This window comes from Nostoc sp. DedQUE02, assembly GCF_034531035.1.
Taxonomy (GTDB): Bacteria; Cyanobacteriota; Cyanobacteriia; order Cyanobacteriales; family Nostocaceae; genus Nostoc.
Genome location: NZ_JAVRBY020000106.1, coordinates 1 through 14,381, shown reverse-complemented (window position 1 = coordinate 14,381; position 14,381 = coordinate 1). Strand labels below are relative to the sequence as shown.

10 protein-coding genes are annotated in these 14,381 nt (G+C 41.2%); 4 read left to right on the top strand and 6 right to left on the bottom strand.

The features are described from left to right. Positions 1 to 187: 187 nt before the first annotated feature. Positions 188 to 2,554, bottom strand: coding sequence for a hypothetical protein (locus RMX98_RS34955; RefSeq protein ID WP_322679658.1), 2,367 nt, complete (start codon positions 2,552 to 2,554; stop codon positions 188 to 190). A 519-nt stretch (positions 2,555 to 3,073) separates the two neighbouring features. Here RMX98_RS34955 and RMX98_RS34950 point away from each other — a divergent pair. Both RMX98_RS34950 and RMX98_RS34945 read left to right on the top strand, forming a co-directional pair. After that, the gene (locus RMX98_RS34950; protein ID WP_322679659.1) at positions 3,074 to 4,243 is read left to right on the top strand and encodes a glycosyltransferase family 4 protein; all 1,170 of its coding nucleotides are present in this window, start codon (positions 3,074 to 3,076) and stop codon (positions 4,241 to 4,243) included. Positions 4,244 to 4,306: 63 nt separating this feature from the next. Continuing rightward, positions 4,307 to 5,452 (top strand): glycosyltransferase family 4 protein, encoded by a 1,146-nt coding sequence (locus RMX98_RS34945; protein ID WP_322679660.1) that lies wholly within the window; start codon positions 4,307 to 4,309, stop codon positions 5,450 to 5,452. Between the two features lie 378 nt (positions 5,453 to 5,830). Here the strand turns inward: RMX98_RS34945 and RMX98_RS34940 are convergent, their stop codons facing one another. Continuing rightward, a complete protein-coding gene (locus RMX98_RS34940; RefSeq protein WP_322679661.1) occupies positions 5,831 to 6,202 on the bottom strand; it encodes a hypothetical protein in 372 nt (123 codons plus the stop codon). 120 nt (positions 6,203 to 6,322) lie between these two features. After that, the gene (locus RMX98_RS34935) at positions 6,323 to 6,592 is read right to left on the bottom strand and encodes a hypothetical protein (protein ID WP_100900343.1); all 270 of its coding nucleotides are present in this window, start codon (positions 6,590 to 6,592) and stop codon (positions 6,323 to 6,325) included. Between the two features lie 934 nt (positions 6,593 to 7,526). On the opposite strand from RMX98_RS34935, the gene RMX98_RS34930 reads away from it, so the two are divergent. Beyond that, positions 7,527 to 8,825: a sodium:proton antiporter gene (locus RMX98_RS34930; RefSeq protein ID WP_322681933.1), complete on the top strand. Its 1,299-nt coding sequence runs from the start codon at positions 7,527 to 7,529 to the stop codon at positions 8,823 to 8,825. Positions 8,826 to 9,011: 186 nt separating this feature from the next. Here RMX98_RS34930 and RMX98_RS34925 read toward each other — a convergent pair whose 3' ends face one another. From RMX98_RS34925 to crtD, 3 genes are all read right to left on the bottom strand, one after another. After that, complete coding sequence (locus RMX98_RS34925) at positions 9,012 to 9,401, bottom strand: hypothetical protein (protein WP_322681932.1); 390 nt, start codon at positions 9,399 to 9,401, stop codon at positions 9,012 to 9,014. Positions 9,402 to 9,768: 367 nt separating this feature from the next. Continuing rightward, positions 9,769 to 10,875: a saccharopine dehydrogenase family protein gene (locus RMX98_RS34920; protein WP_322681931.1), complete on the bottom strand. Its 1,107-nt coding sequence runs from the start codon at positions 10,873 to 10,875 to the stop codon at positions 9,769 to 9,771. A 212-nt stretch (positions 10,876 to 11,087) separates the two neighbouring features. Continuing rightward, positions 11,088 to 12,596 (bottom strand): C-3',4' desaturase CrtD, encoded by a 1,509-nt coding sequence (crtD, locus tag RMX98_RS34915; RefSeq protein ID WP_322681930.1) that lies wholly within the window; start codon positions 12,594 to 12,596, stop codon positions 11,088 to 11,090. A 226-nt stretch (positions 12,597 to 12,822) separates the two neighbouring features. Here crtD and RMX98_RS34910 point away from each other — a divergent pair, with 226 nt between their 5' ends. Continuing rightward, entirely contained in the window at positions 12,823 to 14,103 is a 1,281-nt protein-coding gene (locus tag RMX98_RS34910) for a pitrilysin family protein (RefSeq protein ID WP_322681929.1), read from the top strand. The last annotated feature ends 278 nt before the right edge of the window (positions 14,104 to 14,381 follow it).

Sequence of the window (14,381 nt, the reverse complement as noted above, 5' to 3'; positions counted from 1 at the left end):
ACGTTGCAATTGCTAGTCTCTACAAGGATTTTGAAATAACGCAAAATTATTTTTCATACCGCAATCAGCAACGCCGATATTACATCTAACAATCCTGAATCAAATTCATATAAACAAGATCCCCAACTTTTCAAAGAAGTTAGGGATCTGCGGCTTGATTAAGCTTAGAGGTAATTATTGTAAATGCTCAACTCGCTAGCCGATACATAATCACCTTTCCTTTCCAATTTTCTTCTACAAATACTAAATATTCACCATTGGAACGCCGAAAAGCACGGATACCGTAGGGTATATCAATCCAGCCACTTTCGCTGCCAACTTCTGGGCCTGGTTTTAACTGTTGTACTTGCGCTCCCGTCGTGGCATTGTAGACATATACCTCTGCGGTTTTTACTGTCACGGCAAATACATTGTCTCCCGCCACACTGATTGCAGCTGTAGACACTTCGCGCTTGCCGGTGGTGTCGTAGGGAATCACAATTCGCCACTTGGGAGTACGATTTCCTTGACTCCAATTGTCGAAACGAGCAATTTCAGATCCAGCAACTCCAGTATCGTCGCCGGAGGCAGGGTGATCTACTGTGAAGCCTGACAAATACATCGTATCTGTTTGAGGGAAATATTCGATCCGCCGCAAGTCGTTAAATATTTTGGGAGTAGCTTGCTTTTCCATCGAACTATAGCTGTAGATGGGGTTGCCTTTAGGATCTATTCCCTGTAAAGGATAGTGTCGAATGCCATCTTCTGTTCGCAAAGCTTTCCAAACATCTCCTTTGCTGTCTACCCACCAGCCACCAAGATGAGGATAGTCTTTGCTGCGATCATATTCGTTCTTTTCAAATTTGCCATTACCGTTGCGATCGCGCCAGATCCATTCCCCTTGTTCTGGTTGATCCGGTGGCCAATTTCCGGTAAGAAATGGTTTATCTGCGCCATTAGTACCGACAAACATTCCGGCTGGAATGGCAACTTTACCATCTGTGGCTGAATTAAAACGATATATTTGCAGAAAGCTGCTATACATATCTGTGAGGAACAAAAACGGCTTCCCTTGGATGCGGCGAACAAAGGTTCCATCTGGCGATGTATGCAGACGGGGATCTTGAGGATATTTGAAAGGATTTAAAGTGTAGGCTTTGTAAGTCCATTGCTTACCAGCAGCCTTACTGTAATCCATTAGATAGTGTTCTTGTTTGGTGAATACATCTACACCATCAGTTTTCGGATCGGCATCTGCATTATCGACGAAGATCAATCCCAGCGATCGCCACATTAGTTTTCCCGATGGCGAAAATTTCCGCAAATCTGTTCCTGATTTGTTGAAACCATTACTATTTATATAGATATTGCCTGAAGCATCTGTACCGATTCCGGTAAGTCCATAAAGTTTTAAATCTTGAACTTCACCAGGAACTCCTGCATAGATACCGCCTTTAGAACCGAAACTACGCACCTGCACTGGCTGATCTTTGATGTCATAAGTCAACATTTGCTGACGCGGGCCATTTTCTGCTACTAACAGCTTACCTTGATGATTAATCGCGATCGCAGTTGGTTCAACGATATCTGCAATCTGCTGGGGCAATTGCTTTCCACTCTGGGAATAATGGAGAATCTTGGCAGGCTTACCACCATTTTTGCTTTGAATAATCCAGAGATTTTTTTGTGGATCAATAGTTATTGCTCCCGGATTAGCAACGGTAAAACTGCGAAGTTCCTTCATCGTATCAGTATCATAAACACGAATGCGGTTAGCAGCAAAATCACTCACATATAATTCGCTTCCCACAGTTGCTAATCCAGTGACTTCACTTTTGGTACTGGTAATCAACATACTTTTATCCCAGCCACGCCCATTCGGAAATGGCGCAGGTTTTCCCGTCAAGTCATAACGTCTAACGCAATGCCAAGTTGTTCCTTCAGGTGGGTAATCTTCATTTGTTTTGCCTCTCGATCCCTGAGTCATGGCAATGTAAACATATTTACTATTTGCTGTTACAGCTTTGCCACCGCCACGACTCCAGCCGTGAGTATCCCCAAGGGCAGCAATAACTTTACCATCCTTATATATTCCTGCCTCCATTCCTGCCTCATCCCAATGGCTGTTAGTATAAACTGTGCCATCAGGGGCAACATACATTGCCTCAATATTGTTTTGTATCCGCAGATTTCCACTGCCAATCGTGTTACCTATCCACGATGTTTTGTAGGTAAGCGGGGGTGTTTCAGTATTGTTTTGTACTAGCAGATTTTCACTAGCAATAGTATTACTTATCGAGATTTCTTTGTGTGTAAGTGTGGGTTTGTTTTGTATCGGCATTTTAGTGCCAATAGTATTACTTATCGACGAGGTTTTATAAATAAGTGTGCGTGTTCCAGTTGTCGCCCAGTCTGTTGTAATTCCAAGAGTAGTAACAATTACTCCAACAGCCAGACTGAGTAAAAAGTTGAAAGTTTTACTTTTTTGTATATATCTAATCTTAAATATTTTTTTGAGATGCTGGTTGAGTTGGTGACGGAGTTTTATTAACTGCGCCAGTAATTTATTTTTCATATACTTTTTAAGCTTTTAATTATTTATATACAATGGTTTTTTCGGTAATCCGCAAAAAATATAACTATTTTGAAGTGGCTAAGATACAGGCTATATATAGACATGAGATTTAATAGCAAGTTTTATATAATTTTTATAAAACTCACCTGATGGTTTGAATTTTCAGCTAACATATTTTATGTATTAATCTTTACTTGCTATTTAACAAAAATGGTAAATATTAATACAAAACAACTTTAAATATATTACTTTATATCAGTTTTTTTCTTTCCCTCTATAGCATTCAGCTTTATAGATTGGAAGGTATCATATATATCTATGTCGGTGTTGTTTAGTTAAGAAAAATACAGGTTTCATTCCCTGTTGACGTTGACATATAAATAGTTTATAAATTGGTGTTCTATACAAAAAATTTTATTGGTAATGTATATTCGCAAATTTTAATGATTCCGGTTTAGATACATATGTATGAGCGCATAGATGTGCGCCTGTTTTAATATATTTATAGGAGATATATCAGTGGAAAATAAACCAGAAAATTTTGCTTCATCACCTGCATCAATTCTCACCCTTGGATTGGGATGGTTTCCCAAAAATCCCGGAGGATTAGAAAGGTATATTTATGAACTTACTCATAAATTAGCTGCAAATAAAGACCAGGTTGAATTATGCGGAGTCGGTTTACCAGAGGCTGAAACAAATTCGCCGATTAAGTTGACTAATTTAGCGAGTCCCGACAGTGCTATTTGGCAAAGATTATGGTCGATTCGCACTAATTTTCAGAAAACAAGAACCAGCAAACTAGATGCTATTAATTTACACTTTGCATTATACAGTTTCCCTATTTTAGATATTTTACCAAAGGGAGTACCAGTTACTTTTAACTTTCATGGCCCTTGGGCTTCTGAGAGTCAGCAAGAAGTAGTTAATAAAAACCTCAGTCTTTTAATCAAGCATTGGTTAATAGAACAAAACACTTATAATCGCTGCGATCGCTTCATTGTTTTGAGCAAAGCATTTGGCAAAATTCTACATGATAAATATCAAGTACCGTGGAGCAAAATTAATATTATTTCTGGTGGAGTTGATATTAACTGGTTTCAGCCAAATTTATCATCCCAGGAAGCTTGTACAAAGCTAGGCTGGCCAAGTAATCGCCGGATCATATTTACATCACGCCGCTTAGTACATCGAACCGGAGTTGACAAATTATTGCAAGCACTGGCTATAATTAAGCCCAGAATACCAGATGTTTGGTTAGCGATCGCAGGTCGTGGTCACATCCAAGCTGCACTACAACAACAGGCTATAGAATTAGGGCTAGCCGACAACGTTAAATTTTTAGGTTTTCTACCTGATGAGCAATTGCCTATAGCTTATCAAGCTGCTGAATTAACCGTTATGCCTAGTCAATCTTTTGAAGGATTCGGATTAGTAATAATCGAGTCTCTAGCGTGTGGTACTCCCGTTTTATGTACCCCGGTTGGGGGAATGCCAGAAATTGTATCAGGATTTTCACCCGATTTAATTACTACTTCAACAGAAACCTCAGCCATTGCTGAAAAATTAGAACAAGTACTTTTGGGAAATATCCCCATACCTTCACGTTCAGCTTGTCGCCAGTACGCCACCACACATTACGACTGGAATCAAATCGCTCAACAAGTACGGAAAATTTTATTAGCTTAAACAAAAAATTGTCATAGATATTAGGGGTGCTACGTGGGTAAAATTAGCTAAAATAGAGGTTTAATGAGAATTTTTTTTCTAGACCAAAGTGGTAAACCAGGCGGCGCAGAATTATGTTTAATAGATATTGCTAAACCTTATAGCGATAGCGCTTTGGTAGGTTTATTTGCAGATGGTTCATTTAAAGAGATACTACAGCAAAATCATATCCCAGTAGAAGTTCTTGCAACTCAAGCAATCCAAGTTCGCAAAGAAAGCAGTTTAGTGCAAGGATTAAAGAGTTTGGCACAACTTACGCCTTTGATTACTAAAGTAGTTAAAATAGCGCGTGAATACGATTTAATTTATGCCAACACTCAAAAAGCATTAGTTGTCGGAGCATTAGCAAGTTTCTTCAGCCGTCGCCCTCTAGTTTATCATTTACATGATATTCTTTCTAAAGAACATTTTAGCCAAACGAATCTTCGGATTGCTGTTAACTTAGCTAATCGTTTTGCATCATTAGTAATTGCTAATTCCCAAGCTAGTCAAGCAGCCTTTATCCAAGCGGGAGGACGCTCAGACATTATCGAAGTGGTCTATAATGGCTTTGATTCAAAAAAATATCAAACTGATGAGTCTGACATTAATCAATTACAGCAACAGTTAGGATTGCAAGGAAAATTTGTAATCGGACATTTTAGTCGTCTTGCACCTTGGAAAGGACAGCATATTTTAATTGATGCCCTTGCCAAATGTCCGCCAGAGGTGATAGCAATTTTAGTGGGTGATGCCCTATTTGGCGAACAAGATTACGTCCAACAATTACACCAACAAGTTGCTGAACTAGGATTAGAAAACCGCGTCAAATTTTTAGGATTTCGTTCTGATATTCCTCAATTAATGGCAGCTTGTGATTTGGTAGCACATACCTCTATTTCCGCAGAACCTTTTGGTAGAGTGATTGTTGAGGCGATGCTATGTGGAAAACCTGTAGTTGCAGCAAAAGCTGGCGGTGTAATGGAATTAGTAGAACATGGACTTAATGGTTTTCTCGTGACCCCAGGAGAACCCCAGGAACTTGCACAAGTAATTATCACCTGTCTTCAGGAGACGGAAATAACTGCAACTATAGCCAATAATGCCCGGACTACTGCTAGTCGGCGTTTTGATGTTGCAATTATTAATCAGCAAATTGCCCAACTGCTGTCTCATATCATGTCCGCTTGATTGCTTATTAAATCCCAAGAACCAATACAGTTCAGTTCAGCAAATTTATTTGTTAAGGCAGGCAGGGGAAGCAGGGGAGGCTTCGGGAGCAGGGGGAGAGAAAAAAGCTTAACTGAACTGTATTGCCCCAAGAACCCCACCCCGCCAAAGCTATGCTTTGTCTCCCCTCCCCGCTTGCGAGGAGGGGATTAAGGGGTGGGGTTCTTTTCTTATGGTTAATTTGGCGGACATGATATCACAGATTAAAACACACCTAACCCCCAGCCCCAACCCTTGTAGCGTTGGGGAGTAAGATTCAAAACCTCTTTCCTTTTAGGAGAGAGGTCAAAGTGTATTGCAGAATAACCCCTGATTCAAGTTTAGGGTTTATGGGTGTGATTATAAACCAACTAATTCACGAGATTCCAAATCAGAAAGTTGTTGAGCGATCGCTAATCTTGCTTCTAACTTAGCTACACTAAACTGGTTACGCAGATATTCCAAATGAGCGATTGCATTTGCTTTATCAAGAGTTAATCGAATTTGGGTGTCTATTGCTTTTTGATATTCCTGATTCACAAGCAGCACTTCAAAGCGACGAGCCTTGCGTTGAGCATCATTTTTCAAATCTATCTCAAAGGCGGCGATACGATCCGCATTGCCTTCAAATCGGTTAATTTGGTGCTGCACTGCCATCAACTGAGAGTCTATTTCATTAGCCCGTTGAGCAGCTTGTGCAATTGCAGCTGGATAATGACTCAGTTGCATCATTTAATAATTTTCCTCTCAGGCCAAATCTACTCATGATTCCGTTAGCCGTCAGACTTCAGTCTCCGGCTACACGAAGTCAGCCTGCTTATGCAGGCTTTCTGCTAAACTCTGCACTTTAACTCAAGCCGCTTCCCGCAGTTGTGGTTGTGACGGCACACTCACTTCTGGAAATGAAAGCGAGAGTTGTTCGGCTTGAGGGACTGCGGCTTGCTCCAAAACTTGAACTTCGATATTCACGCTCACTAAATAACTGCCTGTATCAGCACCAACCGCTTCAGCAATTAATTTGGCAATGTCTGGGCGTTTGGCAGTCAACGGGTCACGTAAAATACACCGATCCCATTCATGCTTGGCAGTCGGATTGAGGTTGAGAATGTAATGCTTCATCATCGAACTAACCCTTGAATCCATCTTCCAGAAGGTTTTCACAGAGCCGTTATATATTTGGCTAGGCTTTGTGAATGCTATCTTTATTATAGTATATTTGTACTAAAATAGGCGATATTTGAGTGAGAAAGTAGGAAATATAGACCGTTGCTAGGAGCGTAGAGGTGTGTATCTTAACAATTCAAGTCTGTGGAAAAGCTAACGATTAACTTAACCCCCTTCCCAACGTTCTAATACCGTTTCACCTTAATACCAATTTAATATGAAGTTGCAGGCGGAAAGAACCCCACCCTAACCCTCCCCGCAAGCGAGCTACGGTGTACACACATCTTTGTACAAACCCAAAATCGTTGGAGATCCCCCTAAATCCCCCGATAAATTGGGGGACTTTTAGAGACTTTTGCCCCCCTTTTTAAGGGGGGTTGGGGGGATCAAAAGGCTCTGGGGAAACTCTAGAAGACTTGTGTGTACACCGTAGCGCAAGCGAGGAGGGAACCGGATTTTCCACTTTTTTGCAAGCGGGGAGGGGATTAAGGGGTGGGGTAAAATTCTATGCAGCTTCACAAAGAATTGGTATAAATTTGATACAGATTCTTGCAGGGGAAGCAGAAAAACTGATTTGTATCAAGAATTTCGTGAAATGGTATAAGGGGGAAATTCAAAGTCTCTTCTTAAAGGAAGAGAGAAATAGAAGTGAGCTTTTCCAATGTATATTAGCTATATTTTCGTGCTACATCCCATTAATTTAGGGGCTGTGTTGTAATCTAGGCGCGAATAATCAAAGCGCAATCTTATTTATTCCCTTCTTTTCAAATTTAGTAGCAGGTGTGAATCGCCAATCTCCAATTCCAGAAAATCAGCCCATAGGTAATTTCTAACACCAAGGTATTACAACTAAGCTTACAAAGTAACGCCTAATTTTTATATAAATCGCTATATGGTAGATATCTATATTGTTGACCTATTTGTGATTGGTCTACTTCTACTGATGGTAACGTTAGGGTCAGGTTGGATTGCTCGCTTACCTCTTTCTTTTGCCCTTATCTATCTAGTAGTTGGTATTTTGCTAGGCCCTTACGCCTTTGGGCTGATTCAATTACGTCGAGATGAAGTTTTTAATGCCGAAGTGCTGGAAAGAATCACAGAACTTGTAGTAATTATTTCTGTGTTTAGCTGTGGCTTAAGAATTGTTCGTCCTCTCAGGTTGGGGACTTGGGCTATTACAGCTCGATTGATTGGATTTCTAATGCCAATTTCAATTTTTGCTCTGGCTATTGTGGGTAAATTGTTTTTAGGGATGAGTTGGGGAGAAGCGATTTTATTAGGAGCAATTCTTGCACCTACCGATCCAGTATTAGCATCAGAAGTACAATTGACCGATATAAACGACCAAGATGAGTTGAGATTTGGTTTAACTTCTGAAGGTGGGTTAAATGATGCTTTAGCTTTTCCTTTCGTTTATTTTGGGCTTCATGCATTAGAAAATGACAAATGGGAGAACTGGTTTAAACAGTGGATTGCGGTTGATTTAATTTGGGCGATCGCAGCTGGTATTATTATGGGATTTGTTGTTGCAAAATCTATAGTTTTGATTGACAAAAAAATTCAAAAACGCCGTCGTACCGATGAGTTAATGGAAGATTTTATTGCTATCAGCACAATTCTAATAACTTATTCTTTAACAGAAATGGTAAATGGTTATGGATTTTTGGCAGTATTTGTTGCTGGTTTAGTTGTCCAACGCAGTTACAGAAATCCTGAAAAACCGCTAGCACAGTTGGAATTTGTTGAGCAACTTGAAAAACTACTGGAAGTTGGAACAATTTTACTATTGGGATCAATATTATTATTCAAGCCAATGCTCAACTATGGTATGCAGTCTTTATTAGTGATAGTTTTATTATTTTTCATAATCCGACCTGTAGGAGTTTGGATTAGTACAATAGGCAAACGTCCTGTAGAATCACACCGCCGAACCTTTCATCCAGGAACTAGGTGGTTAATTGGATGGTTTGGTATTCGCGGAGTCGGCTCTTTATATTATCTCGCCTATGCCTTTGGTAATGGTTTAAAAGGTGAAGCTGCTGAACAAATTGCTTGGATAACTTACACTACTATTGTAGCTTCTGTGATTATACATGGCATAAGTGCAACTCCCTTAATGAAGTGGTATGAGCGCAATATTGCTAATAAGATAAAGGCCAATACTCCCGCTACAATAGATGAATTTGAGTAAAAGCAATTTTTATTTTTAGGGTGTGTTAGCCTTTAGCATAACACACCTTAAATTGTTGATATTGCCCTACTCTCAGCACACACAACAATTTAAATTTCTAAACCTGCAATTCTAACCCGGAGAGAGGTTTTGAATCTTTCTTCCCAATACTAGTAGGCAAGGACTTGGAAGTTAGGTCTATATTTTCTATTTTCCTGTCACCTTTTCAATAACTTCTTTTGCTTTTTCACCAAAAGTTTCTGGAGGATTTTGTTGCTGTTCCGCCTTCAAATTCCTTTCGTAAGTTTTCTCTAAAGTATTAAGATTTTTTGAATCCTTTTTTGCTTGCTCATAAGCTTCTTGTCGTTCTTCTTCTTGAATGCCAACACCTGGGTCAAATTCGTTAGCACGATTAATTTTTTCTTCAGAATTTGGTTTATACTCTGGCGGTATTAGCTTTAATTCCTCAAGAGTAGTTGCATAACTAGCTTGTTGAACGAAAATGAAAGAAGCTGACAAGCTAATGAAAACCATTAAACCAATAACCAAAAAGCTTGAACGTAATGCTTGTTTTAAAGTTAATAGAATTTTTTGCACGAAAACTCCTCCTAATTGTTCTGTTATATAGCGCTTCTCGCTTGGGTGCAGTACAGTTTTAACCTCTCTTCTGCTCTTAAGAGGCTTTGAGTTTTACCCCAACGCCAGTAGAGAAGGGGCAAGGCGTTAGGTCTGTATTCCATGCAATTGAAAACCACTATAAGCCTTAATAATGTATAAATATATGCAATATTTCAGGCTCACAGGCATCCTAAATGTTTAGGTACAGTTTTTCCTTCTATCGCAAGGTATATTAATTTTTATCTATAGTAGGGTGTACAGATGTACGCCCCTACCTCTGTATCTGAATATTTCGTGAAATCGGATGAGATATTTCACCGAGTGTGCTTAATACACTTGGATTAAGCTATAACCAACTGTGATTAATTTTAATCCCTCGGTTTTGCATTACCTCTTCAAATAAATTTGTTGGTAGTGCTTCTTCTACAGCAAAAACTCCTGGTTTTTTTAGTTTACCTTCTAGCAATAATTGGGCAATACTACCTGTACCGTAACCAGAAGCCACGGCTGTATTTTCATGCACTACAGTTGAACAATAAATTGCGGTTTCACCATTTTTTTGTCCTGTAACTTCTGAACGAACTGCTACCCCAATTCCACTAAAATTATTAGTCACATCTGTCATCGAATGGCTGACATGAGACAAAAATTCAATCATGTAACGACGCTGCATTAACCACTTGGGGAAAATATGTGCAGCAATCCAAGTTAGATGATTGTAAAAATCGGGAACAGAGCCAAACTTAGTAATTACAGTTTTTACTGATGGGAAAGCGTTAGGCAATGTAAAGGTCTCTGGCATATCAAACCAATAAACTCCCGTGCGTCCATAGGGAGGTGGAAACTCGACTAACTCTCTTTCGCTATAAGGCTTAATTATCTCCCATTTTCCATTTATCCAAGTTTCAAAAGGATACTGCAACCCCAAAAAAGTTGTCCGCATCACTGTAATGCCAGCACCACCAGAACCGGAAACTAAATAACTTAAATGGATCTTTTCTGGTTTATCAAATTGTTCAACACCTTGACGTACCATGCTATTAGAAATACCAGGAAAAATGCCAGTATTAATAATTGCTGTCACCCCAGCAGCAACAGCTTTTTCACTAAAATTGAGGGCTTTGCTGGTATAAGAACGATGGTCGCTGACATCTACATAATTGACGCCTAGATCAATACAGGTTTCGAGAACATTAGTATCTCGATAGTGAAATGGCCCAGCACAGTGGATGACTAAGTTAGAGTTTGCGATCGCATCTTGCAACTTGTCAACTTCTGCCAAGTCCAACACCAAAAACTGCACTTGTCCTCCCGAAGACAAGCTAACAGCCTTGCCAAACTCCGCAGAACGTCCAGTAATCGTAATTTGAGCCTGCGTATGAGTAGCGAGATCCTGAGCAACACTGCTACCAATCCGCCCTCGTCCACCAAGAATTAAAACGCTGTCTGTCATTACTCCAGCATTCGCAACAATAACTTAATTTGACCAGTTTTCCGTCCCCTTTGCCATCGGTTACAAGTATGACTTGCTTCTCAACCAAGGAGGACTTTTTTATTATTGATAGCTAATACAGCAGAATTCAGAATTCAGAAGTAAAACACGCTTTATACCTGGGTAACAGACGCGAACTTGTGTACCTCACTTTCCTTGAAATCTGCTGGAAGTCATTGCGCCTCAATTTGTCTGACTACCGTTAGCGCCGAATAACTCACCCCAGCAGTACCTTCGCCGGGATGGGTGGAATCACCAACTAACCATAAATTCTGGATAGGTGTACGATTGGCGAATCCAAAGGGGCCAAAGGTAGGAATCCTTTGACCTATGCCACCAACTATACCGCGATCGCGGGCTGTGAAATGGGCAAAGGTGCGGGGTGTGGCGGCTTCTTGATGAATAATCGTTTCTGGCTTGAGATAGAAGTATTGGGAAAGACGAGCGATCGCTTCTTGGGTAAACTTTTCTTTTAGTCCTTGATAATCTTCAGTCTGCCACCACTGTGCAGGATCGACAAATGAAGAAGCAATAATTGTCGCTTTCCCTTCCGGTGCGCGGCCGTCTCCAGGATGACTGACGGAAACAAATAGGGAATTATTCTCCCCAATCGGGCCATTGACATCGTACAGAAATTGTAGATGAGGAGGGCATTCAGACGGAATCGCGCTGGCATCTACACCCAAATACACCACAAACGCACCCGATGCTTGGGGTAGTTTTTCCACCCGCTTTTGATATCCAGATGGTACTTGTCCCAATAACTGCACCAAGTTTTGCACGGTGACATTGCTAACTATGTGGTCGGCTGCTTCTGTCCAGACTTCGCCAGTTTTCTGATTTCTAATGACTACAGCATTAGCTTTGCCGTTTTCTACTTTGATTTCTTCTACAGTGTGGCGCATCAACAATTTGCCGCCATCTCTTTCTAAGGATTGTACCAAGCGATCGCTCAACACTTGCATACTTCCCTGGAGATGAAACAATCCTTGGGGCAATTGGGATACACTCAATGCTGTGGCTGCGTAAAGTAATGCTGTCTGTTCTGCATCTACCTGAGAGTATAGCTTCAGTTGCAAATCTAAAAAAGTTCTCAATCGTCGGTCATTTCCCAATCCACATAACCGTAAAGCATCTCCTACCGTAAACAAAGTGAAGGGTACAGTAATTAATGTACTGGGACGCACCGCTTGCGCTAGCTGCCACAAATCCCATAAATTTCGCGGCGGTAGCACTGGGTCGCGTCCTTGAAATTCCCAACTGGCATCAAACAAAGTTGCCATCAACTGCCAAAACGGTTCGCTACCAGGAAATTGTTTTTGTCGTTCCGCTTGCCACTTCTCTTGGTCGCGCCAAACATTAATCGGTGTACTTTCCCCAGGCAAATATACCGCACAAGCAGGATCGCAAGGCGTTGCTGGCGGTAAATCTATGTCCAATTCTGAGAAAATGCGGTGGTGAATTCCCCCTGGTTCCAACCCCGCCACCTGAGTTGCTCCCACATCAAAGGTAAATCCCTGACGTTTAAACGTCGAAGCACAGCCACCTGGTACAAGTGCTTGATCCAAAATTAAGACACTGTAACCTCTATGAGCTAATAATGCTCCAGCAGTTAGTCCACCTATTCCTGCACCAATAACCACTACACGAGATTTACTTTTGTCAACAGAAATGCTGGACATTGATATTTATCTTTATAATTCTTAATATTGCTATTCATAATTTTACAGCGCGATCGAGATTAACGACCAACCAAAAATTGCTGGGTGAGAGGCTTCCTCTCTGTGTTCTCTGTGCCTCTGCGGTTCGTAATCTAACCTAGAGTCTTCTTCGTGGTGCGATCGCAGTGCTTATTTTAAGTCCTAGATAAGATAAAGGAGTAATATCGCTCCTCACACACAATTAGCAATGACTTCAACCCTGCGGAAATTTACTAGTCTCAATGCTCCGACGCTGCACCAGTTGCCCAATGGTTTGACAATCATTGCCGAGCAAATGCCAGTTGAAGCCGTAAACCTCAACTTATGGATTAAAGTTGGCTCTGCTGTCGAACCTGATGCCATTAACGGCATGGCTCACTTTTTAGAACACATGATTTTTAAAGGAACACAACGACTGGCTAGCGGCGAATTTGAACGTCGAATAGAAGAGCGGGGTGCTGTCACCAATGCCGCTACGAGCCAAGATTATACTCATTACTATATAACTACTGCCCCCAAAGATTTTGCCGAGCTTGCGCCACTACAAATAGATGTAGTATCGAATGCGAGTATTCCTGATGATGCTTTTGAACGTGAGCGATTGGTAGTTTTAGAAGAAATTAGACGTTCAGAAGATAATCCCCAACGACGTACATATCGGCGGGCGATGGAGACAGCCTTTGATTATTTACCTTATCGCCGTCCAGTATTGGGGCCAGAATCGGTGATAGCCGGACTTAAACCCCAGCAGATGCGAGATTTTCATGCTAATTGGTATCAACCCCAGTCAATTACGGCTGTGGCTGTGGGCAATTTGCCAGTAGAAGAATTAATTGCAACTGTTGCAGAAGGATTTACAAAAGCTACTTCCCAGCCCATTACAGACGGGATTAATCGCGTCTCTCCCCTGAATCCTGAATCACCATTTACAGAAATTGTCCGTCGAGAATTTATCGATGAAAGTCTGCAACAAGCAAGGCTAGTGATGGTTTGGCGAGTTCCAGGAATAACACAGTTAGATCGCACCTATGGATTGGATGTTTTAGCCGGAATTTTGGGACATGGACGGACATCAAGACTAGTGAGGGATTTACGGGAAGAACGGGGATTGGTTACTTCAATTTCTGTGAGTAACATGAGCAATCAGCTGCAAGGGACATTTTATATTTCAGCTAAATGTGCAGTGGAAAATTTAGCAGTTGTAGAGGATGCGATCGCTCAACACATTAGCAAACTACAAACAGAGTTGATAAGAGAATCAGAAATTGCCCGTATACGGCGGCGAGTCGCTAACAGATTTATATTTGGCAACGAAACACCAAGCGATCGCTCTGGGTTGTATGGTTATTATCAGTCTTTAGTGGGAAATTTAGAACCCGCCTTTAACTACCCGGCGATAATTCAGAGCCAAGATGCCACAGACTTGATGCAAGCAGCCAAAGAGTATCTATCTCCTAGTGCTTATGGTGTAGTTTTTGTCAAGCCTTAAATTAAAAATTGAGAATTGGGAATGGGGCACTTGTACTGAGTTTCGACACTTCGACTCCCTTCTCTACGAGAGGCTGCGCCAACGGCTCCGCTCACGGCAAGCCGCTCAGTGCATCGCTGCGCGGTAATCGAGCGACTTGTACTGAGTTTCGACTACGCTCAACTATCGCGCAGTCGTTGGCGTGGTAACAGAATCTCGACTTCGCTCGATTTCCGCGTAGTCGTTCGCGGAGCGTCTCGTAGAGAAGTGCAGCCTCTCCAAGAGTTGTATTGGGCATT